At 40.7% G+C, this 16,460-nt stretch carries 17 protein-coding genes; 4 read left to right on the plus strand and 13 right to left on the minus strand.

Annotated elements, in window-relative coordinates; genetic code table 11:
- Positions 1 to 9: 9 nt before the first annotated feature.
- From hda to BK820_RS05570, 3 genes are all read left to right on the plus strand, one after another.
- A complete protein-coding gene (hda, locus tag BK820_RS05560) occupies positions 10 to 714 on the plus strand; it encodes a DnaA regulatory inactivator Hda (RefSeq protein WP_004815088.1) in 705 nt (234 codons plus the stop codon).
- Between the two features lie 122 nt (positions 715 to 836).
- On the plus strand, positions 837 to 2,696 hold the full coding sequence (gene rbtA, locus BK820_RS05565) for a rhombotarget A (RefSeq protein WP_071320351.1): 1,860 nt from the start codon (positions 837 to 839) through the stop codon (positions 2,694 to 2,696).
- Positions 2,697 to 2,799: 103 nt separating this feature from the next.
- Positions 2,800 to 5,238 (plus strand): CSLREA domain-containing protein, encoded by a 2,439-nt coding sequence (locus BK820_RS05570; protein WP_071320352.1) that lies wholly within the window; start codon positions 2,800 to 2,802, stop codon positions 5,236 to 5,238.
- Between the two features lie 90 nt (positions 5,239 to 5,328).
- On the opposite strand, the gene BK820_RS05575 is transcribed toward BK820_RS05570, so the two are convergent.
- From BK820_RS05575 to BK820_RS05595, 5 genes are all read right to left on the minus strand, one after another.
- Positions 5,329 to 5,727, minus strand: a complete 399-nt coding sequence (locus tag BK820_RS05575) for a DUF3106 domain-containing protein (RefSeq protein ID WP_004815093.1) — start codon at positions 5,725 to 5,727, stop codon at positions 5,329 to 5,331.
- Positions 5,717 to 6,034, minus strand: coding sequence for a hypothetical protein (locus BK820_RS05580; protein ID WP_004815094.1), 318 nt, complete (start codon positions 6,032 to 6,034; stop codon positions 5,717 to 5,719). The genes BK820_RS05575 and BK820_RS05580 overlap by 11 nt, the downstream gene beginning before the upstream one ends.
- The gene (locus BK820_RS05585) at positions 6,031 to 6,645 is read right to left on the minus strand and encodes an RNA polymerase sigma factor (RefSeq protein ID WP_004815096.1); all 615 of its coding nucleotides are present in this window, start codon (positions 6,643 to 6,645) and stop codon (positions 6,031 to 6,033) included. The genes BK820_RS05580 and BK820_RS05585 overlap by 4 nt, the downstream gene beginning before the upstream one ends.
- Positions 6,646 to 6,813: 168 nt before the next feature.
- The gene (locus BK820_RS05590; RefSeq protein WP_008302432.1) at positions 6,814 to 7,590 is read right to left on the minus strand and encodes a TrmH family RNA methyltransferase; all 777 of its coding nucleotides are present in this window, start codon (positions 7,588 to 7,590) and stop codon (positions 6,814 to 6,816) included.
- A 51-nt stretch (positions 7,591 to 7,641) separates the two neighbouring features.
- A complete protein-coding gene (locus tag BK820_RS05595) occupies positions 7,642 to 8,616 on the minus strand; it encodes a class 1 fructose-bisphosphatase (RefSeq protein ID WP_071320353.1) in 975 nt (324 codons plus the stop codon).
- A 181-nt stretch (positions 8,617 to 8,797) separates the two neighbouring features.
- On the opposite strand from BK820_RS05595, the gene BK820_RS05600 reads away from it, so the two are divergent.
- Entirely contained in the window at positions 8,798 to 8,983 is a 186-nt protein-coding gene (locus BK820_RS05600; RefSeq protein ID WP_004815102.1) for an NF038105 family protein, read from the plus strand.
- Positions 8,984 to 9,061: 78 nt separating this feature from the next.
- Here BK820_RS05600 and pal read toward each other — a convergent pair whose 3' ends face one another.
- From pal to BK820_RS05635, 8 genes are all read right to left on the minus strand, one after another.
- Positions 9,062 to 9,634, minus strand: coding sequence for a peptidoglycan-associated lipoprotein Pal (gene pal, locus BK820_RS05605; protein ID WP_004815103.1), 573 nt, complete (start codon positions 9,632 to 9,634; stop codon positions 9,062 to 9,064).
- A gap of 40 nt (positions 9,635 to 9,674) precedes the next feature.
- Entirely contained in the window at positions 9,675 to 10,958 is a 1,284-nt protein-coding gene (gene tolB, locus BK820_RS05610; RefSeq protein WP_008302437.1) for a Tol-Pal system beta propeller repeat protein TolB, read from the minus strand.
- Between the two features lie 204 nt (positions 10,959 to 11,162).
- On the minus strand, positions 11,163 to 12,413 hold the full coding sequence (gene tolA / locus BK820_RS05615) for a cell envelope integrity protein TolA (RefSeq protein ID WP_071320354.1): 1,251 nt from the start codon (positions 12,411 to 12,413) through the stop codon (positions 11,163 to 11,165).
- Between the two features lie 3 nt (positions 12,414 to 12,416).
- Positions 12,417 to 12,866 carry a protein TolR gene (gene tolR, locus BK820_RS05620; protein WP_071320355.1) on the minus strand — a complete coding sequence of 150 codons (450 nt, stop codon included), beginning with the start codon at positions 12,864 to 12,866 and terminating at the stop codon, positions 12,417 to 12,419.
- Positions 12,866 to 13,564 (minus strand): protein TolQ, encoded by a 699-nt coding sequence (tolQ, locus tag BK820_RS05625; protein WP_004815111.1) that lies wholly within the window; start codon positions 13,562 to 13,564, stop codon positions 12,866 to 12,868. Before tolQ ends, tolR begins: the two co-directional genes overlap by 1 nt.
- A 27-nt stretch (positions 13,565 to 13,591) precedes the next feature.
- The gene (ybgC, locus tag BK820_RS05630; RefSeq protein WP_004815113.1) at positions 13,592 to 13,999 is read right to left on the minus strand and encodes a tol-pal system-associated acyl-CoA thioesterase; all 408 of its coding nucleotides are present in this window, start codon (positions 13,997 to 13,999) and stop codon (positions 13,592 to 13,594) included.
- A 225-nt stretch (positions 14,000 to 14,224) separates the two neighbouring features.
- Positions 14,225 to 14,620, minus strand: a complete 396-nt coding sequence (locus tag BK820_RS15060; protein ID WP_081409045.1) for a hypothetical protein — start codon at positions 14,618 to 14,620, stop codon at positions 14,225 to 14,227.
- 309 nt (positions 14,621 to 14,929) lie between these two features.
- Positions 14,930 to 16,107, minus strand: a protein-coding gene (locus tag BK820_RS05635; protein ID WP_143045186.1) for an IS3 family transposase whose coding sequence is annotated in 2 segments (ribosomal slippage) — positions 14,930 to 15,855 and positions 15,855 to 16,107 — 1,179 coding nt in all. Because the reading frame shifts where the segments join, the coding sequence is not laid out codon by codon here.
- Positions 16,108 to 16,460 lie beyond the last annotated feature (353 nt).

The following is a 16,460-nucleotide window of genomic DNA, read 5'->3' on the forward strand; positions in this document are numbered from 1 at the left end:
AAAATAGATATGCGTCAATTGCAACTTGATATTGAACCCCAGCTCGATGCCCGAATCAGTGATTTTTCGGGTCCGGGATGGGGACATGTAATTGATGCGATTCGCCAGCTCCATGCGGGTCTAATTAATCGTTTCTATGTCTATGGTGGTGCGGGAACAGGTAAGAGTCATTTGCTTTCTGCAATTTGTGATTCTTATCTGGAAGTGGGGAAAACTGCAATTCAGGTCTCTTTATTGGAACTTTTGGATGCACCTACAGAAGCCATTACCTCACTTGACCGCTATGATCTGGTAGCTTTAGATGATATTGAAGCGATTAGTGGCGTACCCCACTGGCAAAAGGCAGTTTTTCACTTAATTAATTATAATAATGAAGGCGGTGGTCAGCTGGTCTTTTCTTCAAGGTTTGCTCCGATTGAACTTAAGCTGGAATTACCGGATTTACAGTCTCGTTTGACCCAAGCCGTAAGTACGCGCGTTCCGAACGGAAGTCTTTATGCTGACCGTTTTGCCTTGGTATCATCAGTATTGGATAGACGTGGGATTCATCTGGATCAGCAAATTTTTGATTACCTGCTGAGTCATGGTCCGCATCAGACCTCAGTACTTTTACAAACACTTGAACAGATTATTCAACTTTTAAAGGGCGAGAAACTCAAAGTGAGTAATGCTAATTTAAGGCAGATTTATGCATTGATTGACGAATATCGATAAATAATAAAAAATCTTGAGTAATTACTCAAGTTATGACAGATTAGAGCAAAATAATTCAAATATCGCTAGGATGATGCGATTTTAGAATAAAAAGAAAGAATATAAGAAATTAGGAGAAGGTCATGCTCAAGAAGAGCTTAGGCATTGCTTTGCTATGTATTATGGGGCAGGCATACAGTGCTGAAATTGTCGTCACCACCACTGAAGATATCGTCAGGGATGATAAAGAATGTTCCCTACGTGAGGCTGTGCAATATATTAATCAGGGGATGGATAAGCCTTATATGGGCTGTGGAGACAACACGCCAATCGCTATTATTACTTTGAAAGAAAAAGAAATCTATAAACTAAACTCTCCCTTACAGATATTGCACTCAGTAAATATCCGTACTGTTTATGATAAAAATATTGGTGATGATCGAGCTGAAGGCTTGAGCAATGCCATTATTCGTGTTGCTGATAATTTGGATGCTTCTACTTTTGGTGGCATATTCAATATTGCCAATACTGAAATTATTTCGGGAATAAGTAAGCAGGTAGCGGTTGAATTTCGTGAAGTGACTTTAGAAGGATGTAAGGTTAATAGCTGTAAATCATCTAAAGGAGGTTTAATTTATAACCAAGGCAAGCTTACACTAAGACATGTCAAATTATATGGTGGTATGGCAAATGAAGGTGGTGCGATTTATGTGGCTGGTACTGATAAAACAGATTTAAGTAAAATTGGTAGCCTTTATATCCTGCAATCTTTGTTTGAGAATAACAAAGCAGATGAAGGAGGAGCTATTTATAGTGAACTACCCAGCTTCGATATTCGACAGTCTGTAATTGCTAAAAATACTACTTTCAATATAAATACGCGTTCATCCAATATTTATACTCGTGATGTATTATCCAATGAAGAAACAGATGTATTGGCTAAACCGCAATCCTATATTTTTAGTTCTACTCTATATGGTAATACAGGTGCGGCAGTTACTATTCTTGATGGGATTGCTGTTAATAATGCCACAATTATTGGTAATTCTATCGGTGTGAAGTTTGATGTAGAAAGGAAACCTGGTTATCTTGCCCATAGTATTGTACTGGATAATCCCTTAAATGCTGCGAGTAACATTGATCAAAGTTGCCAGTTCAGTTCTGACAATGCAAAAACAAGTTCTATCCTGCAAAATAATTTAGTTAATGGTAGCTGTGGCCTAGGAGCTTCTGTATATCCTAATGAAGTTTTAAATAATAATTATACTGTTTTGGCAAATGGGCAGTTAGAAGGTAAATGTCCGAATATTATTACTTCTCCGAATGCTATTCTGTGTCCTTACTTTCAAACTGAACAACAATTCTTGGGTTATTTCCGTCCAAGAGTCCTGATGTCATATTCAAGTATAAATAATACGTCAATTCTAAATAAAGGTGAATTGAGTATTAATAAAGAGATCAAGATTGAATGTGCTGGTTCTGACCAAAGAGGTATGGGTTTACTTGGAAAATGTGATCGAGGTGCAATTGAAATCCAGGAATCCACTCCAACCAGTCTAGTTGGAGCAGATTTGCTCATTGGTCAAATTGCTCGTATTTCTATTCTGGAAGCATTAGGGGATAGTGATTTATTGCCAAAAGAAAGGTGTAAAGATACTGTTCTTGCTCATCCTCGCGGTGAGGAGTGGCAGGATGGATGCTTGCTGATTGAACAACAGCCACATGTAAGTTCTAAGGGTACAGTGACTCTGGATCTAGATGGTAATCTGGTCTATACCCCTATAAATCCAAAACCAGGTGCAGACCTGTTTACGATTCGTGTCGTAACTACTACGAGCCGTTTTGATCCAAATGCAGCTTATAATTCTATTCGAGTGAACATTGTACTTGAGGCTAAAAATGATTTGAAAAGTGATAAGGTTAAAACATCTGGTGGCGCGCTGGATATGTACTGGCTTATGTTACTGCTAGGTAGCCTGACTTGGCGAAAACTAAAAAAATAATAGTGATAAGGTTAAAACATTAGGTAAGGGATTTAATTTTTACTTATGTTGCTAATGATTGACCTAATCTATTAAAAATAAAAAAATAATTTGGAAATATGTGATGAAGAATTATAAAAAAGGAATTTTTACGGCTACCTTTTTGTCTACTATGTCTTTAATGGCAGCTGAAAGTAAGACCATTCAAGTTACTACCATGCTGGATACTGATGATAATAATTCCTGTTCCTTGCGACAGGCGATTAGAACAGCTTATGAAAATAAAAGTTATGGAAGCTGTAATGTAGGTAATAAGTTGCCAGGACAACGAGATTATATTCAACTAGAGAAAGGTGAATATATGTTGACACGAGGTGAACTGAAGTTAAATTCGCCCATTTCTATCTATGGTGCATTACCGTTTGATGAACAAGCTAAAGACCCATTAAAAGGTACTTTTCCAGCGCAATTAGATATACAGACCAGTATTAATGCTCAAGGACAATCACGTATTTTTAATACTGTAGATTCAGGGGCAAGACTGGAAATTAATAATATAGCCTTAAAGAATGGCTATGCGAAGGCAAGTACAACAGATTATGGTAATGGTGGTGCACTATTCATTGGTGGAATGCTAACGATGTACAATTCCGCAATTATGGATTCTAAAGCGGATCGTGAAGGTGGGGCAATTTATTTTGTTGGGAGTGATAGTGAAAGAACGGTATCTCTTATAAAAACCTTGATCACGCGTAACCACGCACCTCTAGGTAGTGTATGGGCTATGGATTGTGAGCGCAAAGGAATACCCACTACTTCACCAACCAGTATCAGTCATAGTAGTATTGTTGAGAATGGTAACTATCAAACGGGAATGAACTCCAGTTCAAGTATTATTGATTATTGCGGAGCTGGCAGTATAGATATTAATGCCTCTACCATCGCTAAAAATAAAGTCAATCAGCAAGACGGAAGCATTATTCAGTTTAATTCTCGTCCTGCAAAACCGCTAGATGGTAAATCATTATTAGGTTTAATTAGTAATACGATCGTAGAAAACGATGCTGCTAATACTGTCCTGTATGATAATAAGGGTATGAAAGCGTTCAATTCCAATATTGTGGCATTTAATACAGGTAAATCTTGTAGCTATGCTTTAAATGGAGGTAATACAGTAGACCAGACAATTACAATGATTATCGCTAATAATGCATTGGATGCTAGTTGTACAATTCCATCAAGTTATTTAACAGAGGCTACGAAAAACATTATTATCCCAGTAGGTACAAAACGTTCTGATCTGCTCTCAGATTATAAACCTGCTTCTCCATATAATATATATTTACCATTATATTATCCTTTAGATAAAAATAATAATGCAGATTTTGTCAATGCAGGGCATATGACCTGTAGTGAAAGTGATCAGCGTGAAATTTTCCGTGTTTCGAATGGAACATTATTGCTCAATCCAGAGAATGCCAATACCTGTGATATTGGTTCTGTTGAACTGATGCGCCTAACTGCAGCTGATATTCAATCTCTTAATAATACTGCTTATAGTGAAATGCTAGCTGTTTATGATAATCGAATCAATCAGTTAGAAGTTATGCTAAATGATCCAGAGAATGCGTCAAGAAAGTTACAAATTCAGGCTGAACTCAATGATTTTAATGCTCTGTCATCTAATACAAAAAAATATGCAAAATATCGAGCGATTTATATTGATCCATTTGAATTAGCATTGCCTAAGCAAATTGAAATCAATGGTGAATTACGCAACAAGCCTTTTGAGAGTACTCAATACATAGTCAGTGCGCAGGCCAAAGGTGTAGGAAGAATACCTGAGAATATCACTGATGGAACAAATTTATTTCCTTTTAACCCAGATGATCAACAGGTTTGTGAATGGGTACCGGAGCTAAAACGTATTATGTTCTACCGTAAGGATGGAGCTTTAACTCCAACGGGCTTAAATGAATTTTGTGTATATACCATCACAGAGGTGTTATCTAATAGTAATGGTGTAGTTCCAGAAAGTTCTTCAGGAATACTGACTGCCACTTTCAATAATATCGCGCCAGTAGCTAAAGATGATGTTTATACTCTTCGACCAGAAAATAATCTAAGAGTAGAAGTTAATCCATTAAGTAATGACTTTGATGATGATGGTCCAATAGATAACCTTGCTCCAGAGTTCAGAAAAACGCCAATCAATTTAAGTAACACAGCAACGCCAATTCGTTTTGACAAAATTGATAGTTCGGTACTTACTATGCGAGCTGAACGTGAAGGTTTATGTGTAGATGGAACATTAACAGATAAATGTTATGGGGGGAAAATTACATTTGAGGTTAAAAATAATCTGAGTCAATTTGATTATCCAATCACATATTATTTGTATGATGAAGAAGGGGCTAAATCTAAACCTGCTACAATTTATTTGAAAAATAGTGCAAAAAATACTAATAATGAGAGCAGCGGTGGTGGTGCCATTAATATCATTGCTTTATTCGGTCTGCTTGGCATTGCAGCTTATCGTTCACGTCGTTTATTCAAGAGTTAAAGCGTTATAGAAACAATAAAAAAGCCTCAATTGAGGCTTTTTTAATATCTTTTATTTTTAGCAATAATTTTAATAGTCGGGCTGGGAGAATTAGTTTTCAGCAACTATCAAATGTTTGTTGAAATATTCTTCACGAATCGCAGGGCGTTGTTCAGGCGTCGCTTTTTGCATACGTGAAGCTAACTCTTTGCGTTCATGAGAACTCATTTTTTGCCAGGTTTCGCGCATCTTTTGCTTTTCAGTTTCAGGCAGTTGGGTAAACCAGTCCATGCGCTGTTGTAAGCTTACGCTTTGCTCTGCAGGAAGTTCTTTTAATGTCTGATAACGCTTAATTAAAGCGACCTGTTCTGCATCTGAAAGACTATTCCAGGTTTCATTGACTTGTGTATCAGCATCTTTGGAAAAAATCCAAAAGCGCTCAAATCCGGCAAAGCTGGTTTGCAGAAAGCCGAATGCACAAAATGCGAGTGCGAGTTTTTTAGCTGCCATGTGGAACCTGGTCCTCACCTAAAACCATTAACATTTCCAAGTCTTCAACCATTTGGGGTGAAAGCTTAGGTACGGACACGACTTGGGTTTGAGGCTCCTCTTGATTAGCGACATTCGGTAAAACAACAATACCTGCAATGGCAGCTGCAAGTGCAAAACCTGACATTTTGAAGAATGCAAAACGAGAATGCTTGGTCTCCTGAATTTCTTCAAGAACACGGTTCATCACAACAGGTTTGTCCTTATGCTGTTGTGCCATACCATCAAGTTTGGAAGTTACTTTTTTTAAGAAATCATCTTGATTCATTCGGATGACCCTCCCAGAAATGGATTTAAATGTGCAAGTGAGGCACGCAGACCCTGGATTGCACGGTGATAGTGAGTTTTCACACTGCCTTCGCTGCAGTTCATAATTTGTGCGGTGGTATGCGTATCAAAGCCTTCCCATGCACGAAGCATGAAAGCCTGTTGTTGACGAACAGGCAATTGGGCAATGGCTTGCTGGATTTCTTCAGCTGTAACGGCTTGATCCAGAAACTCTAATGGGGATGGCGTTGCTTCATCGACGACATCATTGAGTTCGGCATCATCGTCATCGAGCTGAACTTTTTTAAAAAATGAAAATGGCTGATTACGACGCATTTCTTTACGTCGCCAGTCCTGTAACTTATTATTTAAAATGGTGTAGAACAGGGGATACCATTCTTCAGTGGATCGATCTGCATAGGATTTATGCAGGGAAATAAACGCTTCCTGGACCAGATCCATGGCAATGCCATGCTGGCTTTGGGTTGCACTTTCCATCATCACCAATGCACGACCTGTTACGTCTTGCATAAAATTCTTCAGGCGTGACTCAGCTGTACTCTTTAGAGTACTGGCATCTTGCGACTGAAGCTGTTTTGGCGCTAAATCCATAGAGATGGAAAATCCTGTCATTGGATACCCACCATTATTTTCAAGTACATGTCTATATAACGTTGAAAATAATGGTTTGGTTGACATTACACTTGATTATTTTTTCTAGTGTAATCTATTTTTTATGCAGGTCGCTGAGAAATAAAATAAAGTAACTTAAATGTGTGATCAGATACGTTGACGGACCATTTCAAAGAAACAGATTGAACCTGCAATGGCAACATTCAGTGATTCCTGACCGCCTGGTTGAGGGATAGTAACTGCTTCGGCATGTTCCAGTGCATAGTCAGAAACGCCTTGACCTTCATTGCCCAGAATCCATACACAGGCCTTACGCAAATCTTTGCTATATAAACTGCTAGAACGGTGAGAGCTGGTCACATAAACGGGAATCTTAAAGTTGTTGAGCACTTCTTCTAAAGTGACATTTTCAAAACACTGTAAAGAAAAATGTGCACCCATTCCTGCACGTAATACCCGTGGAGACCAGAGCGATGCAGAACCTTTGGTACAAATGATCTGATCAATGCCAGCCGCAGCAGCTGAGCGGAGCAGGGTACCAACATTGCCCGGATCTTGAACATTTTCAAGAATTAGTGTGTCTGCGGTGTAATCCAATGCTTGGCTAGAGCTTGGAATATCCACGATCGCCATGCAGGCAATCGAAGTTCCTAATGTACTTAAGTCTTTATATAAAGATTCACCAATAACGAAAACGATACCGGTGTATTTCTGTAAAATGATCTCAAAGTCCGGATGTTGCAGGGCATGTTCGGTGGTGAAAATAGAATTGATTTTCTTGCTTTCATGAAGCCATGCAAGACACAGGTGTGTGCCTTCAAGCACAGTTTGTCCTTGCTTTTTTCGATACGAATTCTGTTCAATCAAGCCACGCAAGTGCTTAATTTTAGGATTATCTTTAGATTCAAGGAAGATTGTTGGCATGGGAGAGAAGTCCACGGCAGTCAGTAGAACGCCAACTGCCGTTTTTAAATATTAGTTATGGTAGCTAGTGACAAGAGCAACTTCGTTTTTCGAACCGATGATCACTGGAACACGCTGATGCAAGTCAGTAGGCTGGATGTCAAGAATGCGAACACGACCAGTCGTAGATGCACCACCTGCCTGTTCCATCAACATACTCATTGGATTTGCCTCATACATCAGACGTAAACGGCCAGCTTTTTTCGGATCTTTCAGGTCATATGGATACATGAAGATACCGCTACGGCACAGGATACGGTGAATATCGCCTACCATACATGCAACCCAGCGCATGTTAAAGTCTTTTTCACGAGAACCAGTTTTGCCTGCAAGAAGTTCATCGATATAACGTTTTACAGGTTCTTCCCAATGACGTTGGTTTGATGCATTAATTGCATATTCTTTAGTATCTGCAGCAACCTGAATATTTTCAGAAGTCAGCAGGAATTCCTGGGTTTCTGGATCGAAAGTGAAAAAGATTGTACCTGCACCTACAGTCAGCGCCATCATGGTAGATGGACCGTACAATACATAACCTGCTGCAACCTGATTGACACCCGCTTGCATGAAGTCTTCTGCCTGAGTTAGGGCATTTTTAGCAGGTAAAATCGAGAAGATGGTGCCAACACACATATTGATATCAATATTGCTTGAACCATCAAGTGGATCGAACAATACCAGGAATTGACCATTTTCCTGTGCAGGAGTGAACTCATCCAGTTCTTCAGATGCCAAGCCACCTACATTTGGATGAACTTTTAATGCATCGATCAAATAGTCATTAGAGATGACATCCAGTTTTTTTTGTTCTTCGCCCTGAACGTTCTCATGCTGAGCACTGCCCAATACGCCAGCCAATGCACCTTTTTGCAGTGCTTGATCAATTGTCTTACATGTATTTGCAATTGTTTCAATCACTTGTGCAAGTTCAGGTGTGAGATTCCCAGTTTTTTGCTGTAAAAATTGGGAAAGGCTTAGGTAAGACATGTCAGAAAAACTCCGAATAAAAATTTATCAGAATGATAAAAATGTAATTGGGCTATATTTTAGATGAGAACGTGGTAAAAGAAAAATTAAACTGAGACTATTTGCTATGATTTTACACTTGCAAGTCCGCTAGAAAATGCTATGTTGATTAAAAGGAAAACATAGGTTCAGGAGCACAAATATGACAACATTAAAGTTTGATGCGACTCCTACGCCGAGCGAAGCCATTAATTTAGATGAAATTTCTGAAGATAAGATGAAGGAAGCCTGGAAGGCTTATGAGGCTAAGCCGGAGTATAAAGAGTTCAATAAACACGACATGATTGAGTCGATGCAGCATCCCGAGGACGAAGAAGCTCAGCACTAAAATATTTTTCGCATTCAAAAAAAGCACTCATCAATGAGTGCTTTTTTATTTGCAGAACTGAGAACAGTTCAGGCAGTTTTATTTGAGTAGTGGTGGAACCGCTTCGTAGTTAATTTCTACACGACGGTTTTCTTTCCAGGCATTTTCGTCATGACCTGGATTCACTGGCATTTCTTTACCATAGCTCACCGCTTCAAGTTGACCTGCATTCACGCCAGTTGTTATCAGGAAGCTTTCTACCGCTTTGGCACGACGTTCACCAAGTGCCATGTTGTATTCACGTGTACCACGTTCATCGGTGTGACCTGTCAAAGCAACACGTGAATTGGCATTTGCCATCAGGAATTGGGCATGGGCTTGCAGGGTAAGAAGATCGTCATTTGACAGTTCGCTACTGTCATAGTCGAAGTGCACCACACGTTTTGCCAGATAAGCTTTATTTTCAGCAGTCACACCTTTAGAAGATGCACCAGCCATGCTTTGTGCATTTAGTGCAGCATCTTCGCTCAAACCTTGAGTGTCGACAGTTGTTGCTGAACCTGTGCCAAGTTCACCAGTTTGCGTTTGTGTTGCCGGTTTACGGCTGGCACAGCCAGTCATCACTAGTGCAGCAGCCAGTAATGGAAGTGCGAATAATTGTACTTTTTTCATCTTCATCTCCATGAAGTTTTGAGTATGTTGAAGTAATGGATTATTTAGGTGCCCAAGCTGGTTCACGAACTTCACCTTGTTCACTTGGCAGGTTCATACGGAAACGGCCATCAAGTGACATAATCGATAGCAATCCACGTGAACCTTCACGTGTTGCATAGACTACCATCTGACCATTTGGTGAGAAGCTTGGTGATTCATCCAGACTGGTAGGCGTGAGGATATTATTCACACCTGAATTCAAGTCTTGAATGGCAACTTTGTAATTGCTGCCACTTGGACGGTGAACCAATGCCAGTTTTTTGCCATCTGCGCTTAAAGTACCGCGAGCATTGAAAGCACCACGGAAAGTAAGACGCTTGGTTGCACTGTTGGCAAAATCATAACGATAGATCTGTGGCGAACCGCCGCGGTCAGAGGTGAAAATAAAAGATTTGCCATCTGGTGCATAACGCGCCTCAGTATCAATCGCTGAGTCATTCGTCAGACGTTTTAACTGGCGAGTTTCCAGATTCATTTCATAGATTTCAGGATTGCCATGCATAGAAGCTGTAAATAGCATGCTCTTGCCATCTGGGGAAAAACTTGGCGCACCATTGAGACCACGGAAGCTGGCCAATTTTTCACGTTGACCAGTTGCCAGATTTTGTAGATAAATTGCCGGACGTTTGGTTTCAAATGAAACATAGGCAATCTTTTTCGCATCTGGTGTCCAGGCTGGGGACAGGATTGGATCACGTGAAGTCAGGATGGTTTTTGGTTGTTCACCATCGGTATCAGCAATCTGCAGGGTATAACGCTGATCAGGTGTCGCAGGATTGCGCAGTACATAGGCAATACGGCCGCTGAAATCGCCCGGAATACCGGTCAATGCTTGGAAAATGGCATCACTGATCATGTGAGCAGCTTGACGGGTACGTGTAGCCGGTACTGTTAACAGTTCATTCAATAGATACTGTTTTTTCTCAATATCATAGAGCTGATATTGAATTTCATAAGAACCATCAGCATTGGTTTTGGATGAGCCTGTTACCACATAAGGGACACCTGCAGCCGCCCAGGCATCCGCATTCGGATTATTCAGGGTTGCTGTTGCTGGCAGGTTTTTTGAAGCACTAGTAAACTTGCCAGAACGGTTCAGGTCATTTTCCACAATCGGGTAGATGCTCTGGTCCTGACTGAATGGCACGATCGCAATCTTTGGAGCTGCTTCAGGGGCCTTGGTAATTTCAAGATGCAGTTGCGCCTGTGATTGTGTTGCAGTCAGTGTACCCAGCGCAGCGAATATGGCAAGGCAGAGTAAGTGTTTGCGCGTTTTTTCCATCATTCGTTATTTACTCAAATCAACGGATTTATTGTGAATATGATTGCGTTACATCATCGCATGAATTTGGCTGAATGAAACCACTCAGCAATGATCAAACTGTTATAACACTGTGAAAAGTGAATATTATTTTGCCGCTTTTTGCTGAAGTTTAACTTAAAAAAATAAAAGCCATAACTGTTTTTCAGATTATGGCTTAAATTTTTATTGTGCAGTGAAGGTAGAGGTGAAACTCCGGGCTTCACGCCGTGCATCTGGATCAGATGGCATCGGGTAAGGTGCAGCAGCACGAACTGCGGCTTCTACACTGGCTTTCATGTCCGGATCGCTAGCATTCACGATCACAGAAACCACAGAACCGCTGTCACTTAAGGTAACCCGGGCAGTCGCTTTCTGACCGGAAGAACCAGTAGGCGTATCCCAGGCACGCTTGATCTTATTTTCAAAGTCGCGTTTTGCTGTAGAGGCAATCCGTTTTACTTCAGCTTTTTTCTGGGCAGCTTCTTCAGCAGCCTGTTTAGCAGCAGAAGCTTTTGCTTCAACTTCAGCCTGTGCTTTAGCTTCGGCATCCGCTTTAGCTTTCGCATCGGCAGCAGCTTTATTTTTGGCGGCGGCATCCGCTTTAGCTTTAGCATCTGCTTCTGCTTTGCGTTTGGCCTCAGCATCGGCTTTCGCTTTTGCAGCGGTATCCGATTTTTCCTTGGCAGCGGCATCTGCTTTGGCTTTCGCGGCAGCATCAGCCTTACGTTTTGCTTCGGCATCAGCTTTCGCTTTTGCATCAGCGGCAGCTTTATTTTTCGCAGCAGCATCGGCTTTTGCCTTAGCAGCAGCTTCAGCCTTGGCTTTCGCCTGTGCATCCGCTTGCTGTTTAGCTGCTAAGTCAGCTCGCTTTTGTGCTTCTAGTTTTGCTTTGTCTGCAGCAACTGCTTTCTGCTGAGCTTGCTGTTCTGCACGGCGGGCAGCTTCTTGTTCAGCTTTTGATTTGTTTGCAGCTTCGGCTTTTGCTTTAGCAGCAGCTGCCTTGGCCTGTTCCGCAGCCTCAGCACGTTTTGCTGCTTCTGCTGCCTGCTGTTCAGCCTTACGTTGTGCTGCTTCTGCGGCTTTGGCTTCTTGTGCTGCTTTCTGAATGTCTACTTTTGGTGTTGGTGGCGTTGCAGGCGATATAACTGGCGGAGCAGCAGTTGGAATTACTGGGGCTGCTTCCGTAGGCTCAGCAGTCTGCGTGATCTGTTCTGCCACATTTTCATGGGCAGTTTCATCAAACTCGGTTTCTTCACGTGTGACCGGTTTTAAGTCTTCAGGATTTACCAGTACAGTTTTAATCTGTTTTGGCGGTTCCGGCGGTTTGCTCATCCCCAGATAAAGTAATCCCACCAAAGCGACTGTATGGACTCCAATCGTGAATCCAATCGCAAGCACTTTCTGCTTAGAGGGTGGCTTTTTGAAATCTTTCATAAATTACTTTATAGGGGCGGTAAGCAAGCCGACTTGTGCGAGACCGGCATCCTGTAGGGCAGACATGAGTTTCATGACTTCGCCATAAGGACGAGTCTCACTCCCATTAATCAAAACGCTAAGCTGTTTGTTCGCAGTCTGTGCTTCATTTTGTGCATTGGTCAGGACTGTTTTTAATTCATCGAGCGTTAACACATCATTTGCGTGATTTTTATCTTCTAATTTAATCGTACCATCTGCTTCTAAAGTCACGATCGCAGGGCGGTCCTCAGCTTGAATTGGATTGCTATTGGCTTGTGGCAAATCAACCTTAATACCGGTAGTAATCATAGGTGCCGTCACCATAAAAATCACCAGAAGCACCAACATCACGTCAATATAAGGCACGACGTTCATGTCACTTTTCAGTGGTTTTTTAATACGCTCAAAGCGTCCTGAACGTTGAATAGTCATTAGTCATTGTCCTGAGGCTGGCCAAGTGACTGACGTTGTAACAGGGCCACCATTTCTTCTGCGAACAGGGCACGATCAGAATAAACTGCTTCACCTTTAGCTGTGTAATGGTTGAATGCCAATACTGCTGGAATGGCAGCAAATAAACCAATTGCGGTTGCAATTAAAGCTTCCGCAATGCCTGGCGCTACAGTTGCTAGCGTGACCTGATCCACATCTGCCAGACCAATGAAAGCATTCATGATGCCCCAGACTGTACCGAACAGACCGACATAAGGCGCAACTGAACCAATACTGGCCAAGGCACCTAAGCCATTTTCCAGGCTACCCTGATCACGGCTTAAGCCCACGCGCAGAATACGTTCAGTGCCTTCAATCGACTGGGTGGTAGAGGCATTGCGTTTTTTCAGTTTAAGAAACTCACCCAGGCCCTGATAGAAAATATCTTCCAGACCGGTACGTTTAGAGTTCAGCTGAGCATTGTTATAAAGGGTATTCAGTTCAGCACCAGACCAGAAGATCTTCTGAAAATGTTCATCTTCAGCCTGTGCTTTTTTGTAGCCCATGTAAAGCTTGGCAATCAGATACCAGCTATACAGAGATGCCAGTAAAAGAGACAGCATAACCAGTTGTACGACAGGGCTTGCTTGTAAAATAAGATCTGATACTTGTAGGGATGATGCTAACTCGGTTGCCATAGTGTTTACATGTGCCAATTCATTTTTTTAATCTTGTTCCAATTCTTGTCGAATCAGGTCGCGTATTTCATCAGGTAGGCGACGTGGACGCATATCAGCGCCGATACAGGCCAGCTCTACCTCACCCGATGCAAGCATGATTTCACCACGATAAATATTTTGTTGCAATACAAAAGATGAAGCTTTAAGTGAAACGACACTTGCAGTGACGGTAATTAAGTCATCCATCATAATAGGACGCGAATATTTCACGTTAATTTTATGTACGACAAAATTGTAATCTTTTTGATGCCAGTAGTGGCTAATGCCTGATGCACGCAGCCATTCGGTACGTGTACGTTCCATAAAGCGAATATGATTGGCGTGATAGACAATGCCACCCGCATCTGTGTCTTCAATATAAACGCGGATATTGAATTCAAATTTATTCGCCATAATGCTTTTCCATTGGTTTTACATGCAGATTAATGCTGCTTTCTGCACCTAATTTTGAGCTTAGAATTTGCCAAAATCAGGCTACAAGTCAAGTGATATCAGGCTGGGCAGTTTAGCATACTGACTTCTTTGACCAATGGCACAAGATTTCAAAGACGTGAAAAATTTTACCTGTAGGGGCGGTATTAGAGAGACCGCTAGCGATAAGAACTAATCAATTAATTTTTAAACAGTCCTACATTGAACTGGATGATTGTCATAGTCGCCTTTAAAGAAAATGGATTGCGTATCGCGGTTTATGGACAGTACATAACTTGGACTGTTATGAGGGTGATCACGATCTACCCAGCGAATTTGAGGAAGTTGAAGTAGGGGTTGAGCGTTGACGTAAGTCACTGAAGCTTCACCATTCCAGCAGGCATTTTCGGCACAGATGGAGACATGTTTATGACGATTGACTGAGATTGTTAATTTATCTGGTGAAGAACTAGATGGGTTTTTAATACAATTTGGATGCGGGCAAAGACTTTGCAAAATTGCATTATTGCACTCCCAGACATCTTGGGCAGAAGTTATTACTGGATATAAAATAGCGCAGGTCGCTAATAAGAACACTTTCATGACTTAATCCTCATTGAATACTTTTTTATAGTCTTAGAATGCCTATCTGTTGATTTATATTTGTATTTTGAAAAGGATGTATGGAAGAAAATTTAATCAGAATAGACAGTTTAAGCTTTATATTTTTTCTGAAGAATTTTAATCACTTTTTATTTTAAGTGAGTATTGCTTCTCATTTTTTAATTTAAAAGGTTTATATAGACCGATCAATATCTTCAGAGAGAGGATTTGTAGCGAACGGTAAAGAGTAAGTATAATATGTAGTAAAAAAATTAAAGTTTTAAATTATATAATATATTTAACATGATCCTAGACAGTATCGTGGACAATCGATCCCTCTAAATTCTTGAAATATTTCTGTTCAAAGGCTTCTGGACTTAACCAACCGTTTGCAGAATGCCTTCTGACCCGATTGTAATAAATCTCAATATAATCAAACAAGACCGCATTCGCCTCTTTTCGAGTGACAAACACACTGCCATGCACCACATGGCCTTTCAATGTATGAAAGAAGCTTTCAGTCACGGCATTATCCCAACAATTTCCTCGTCTAGACATACTTTGAATACAATCATTTGTCAGCAAGAGTGCTCTAAAATCACGACTACAGTACTGACTGCCTTGGTCCGAATGAACCATAACACCTGTTGGATAGCCCTGACGAGCCATTGAATAATGAAACGCATCACACACCAATTGGCGGTCTATTCGATGGCTGGTTTGCCACCCCACGATACGACGACTAAATAGATCCAGCATCACACATAAATACAGCCAACCTTGCTTGGTACGGATATAGGTAATATCCGTTGTCCAAACCTTGTTAGGCTGCATGACTGTAAATTGGCGATCTAACAAGTTTGGTGCTGTAGGCAAACGATGCTTTGAATCAGTCGTATGCTTGTATTTACGTGCAATCTTGCTCCGTAGACCAAGTTTTTTTAGCATTCTTCCAACGGTTCGTTCGCTCATGGTGTACCCTAAATCATGCATGTCATGTACCAATGAAGGTGCACCAGATCTTGCATAATGCTGCCAATATACGGCTTTTAAGTCATTATATTTCTGAGCTGTATTGGCCTGACGTTTTCGCCAAGCATAATAACCTGAAGTGCTGACATCTAGGTGTTTACAGGCAGAAGATACAGTGACTTCATTCACATTTAGATCTTGAATTACCGTGTACTTTTCTTGGCATGATCTGTCAGAAAGTACACATGCGCTTTTTTTAAGATTTCATTGGCGTCCCTGAGCTGTTTGACTTCTTTCTCTAATTCCACGATCCGCTGTTGTTCTGGTGAAAGTTGACGTTTGCTTGAACCTGCCGGATTGGTTTCACGAATCCATTTATCCAATGTTGAATAACCAACACCTAATTTCTGGGCGATTGCAGCTAAAGATTCGTGCGAGTTTGAAAGTGCATAATCAATTGCTTGCTGTTTAAATTCAGGACTTGAGCAGCATTGCTGCGCAAGATAGCCATTTATTGAATCTCCAAAGATTAAAGTTACGTTATCTTTAGAGGAACGTGCTGTCCATTATTTTGTCTAGGATCAACATGCTTGAATATTAGACGATAAGACAGGAGATATTGAAGCAAAAATATATTTGAAAATACAAGTTATTTAGACAGCTTTTAAATAGATGAATGGCATGCTATTAAATAATAGCTAAAAGAAATTAATCTTATCCTATACAGGTTTTTGTTAAATTAATTGAACAATATTAAGAATCACCAGCAAAAAAGTGAGTAAATCACCTGTTCTGATTCAAACACTAAACTCTAATTGCTTTGATCTGTTTTTTATTATAAGAGTTCATAGACTGATTTTCTTTCTAA

Source organism: Acinetobacter sp. LCT-H3, from assembly GCF_001866125.1.
Lineage (GTDB): Bacteria > Pseudomonadota > Gammaproteobacteria > Pseudomonadales > Moraxellaceae > Acinetobacter > Acinetobacter schindleri.

Bases quoted from the DNA above. Each gene is read 5' to 3' on its own strand.
- BK820_RS05585 (WP_004815096.1), bottom strand. From the start codon at position 6,645: ATGGATTTAGCGCCAAAACAGCTTCAGTCGCAAGATGCCAGTACTCTA.
- BK820_RS15060 (WP_081409045.1), bottom strand. From the start codon at position 14,620: ATGAAAGTGTTCTTATTAGCGACCTGCGCTATTTTATATCCAGTAATA.
- pal (WP_004815103.1), bottom strand. From the start codon at position 9,634: ATGAAAAAAGTACAATTATTCGCACTTCCATTACTGGCTGCTGCACTA.
- rbtA (WP_071320351.1), top strand. From the start codon at position 837: ATGCTCAAGAAGAGCTTAGGCATTGCTTTGCTATGTATTATGGGGCAG.
- BK820_RS05595 (WP_071320353.1), bottom strand. From the start codon at position 8,616: ATGTCTTACCTAAGCCTTTCCCAATTTTTACAGCAAAAAACTGGGAAT.
- BK820_RS05570 (WP_071320352.1), top strand. From the start codon at position 2,800: ATGAAGAATTATAAAAAAGGAATTTTTACGGCTACCTTTTTGTCTACT.
- tolQ (WP_004815111.1), bottom strand. From the start codon at position 13,564: ATGGCAACCGAGTTAGCATCATCCCTACAAGTATCAGATCTTATTTTA.
- BK820_RS05580 (WP_004815094.1), bottom strand. From the start codon at position 6,034: ATGAATCAAGATGATTTCTTAAAAAAAGTAACTTCCAAACTTGATGGT.
- tolB (WP_008302437.1), bottom strand. From the start codon at position 10,958: ATGGAAAAAACGCGCAAACACTTACTCTGCCTTGCCATATTCGCTGCG.
- hda (WP_004815088.1), top strand. From the start codon at position 10: ATGCGTCAATTGCAACTTGATATTGAACCCCAGCTCGATGCCCGAATC.
- ybgC (WP_004815113.1), bottom strand. From the start codon at position 13,999: ATGGCGAATAAATTTGAATTCAATATCCGCGTTTATATTGAAGACACA.
- tolR (WP_071320355.1), bottom strand. From the start codon at position 12,866: ATGACTATTCAACGTTCAGGACGCTTTGAGCGTATTAAAAAACCACTG.
- tolA (WP_071320354.1), bottom strand. From the start codon at position 12,413: ATGAAAGATTTCAAAAAGCCACCCTCTAAGCAGAAAGTGCTTGCGATT.
- BK820_RS05575 (WP_004815093.1), bottom strand. From the start codon at position 5,727: ATGGCAGCTAAAAAACTCGCACTCGCATTTTGTGCATTCGGCTTTCTG.
- BK820_RS05590 (WP_008302432.1), bottom strand. From the start codon at position 7,590: ATGCCAACAATCTTCCTTGAATCTAAAGATAATCCTAAAATTAAGCAC.
- BK820_RS05600 (WP_004815102.1), top strand. From the start codon at position 8,798: ATGACAACATTAAAGTTTGATGCGACTCCTACGCCGAGCGAAGCCATT.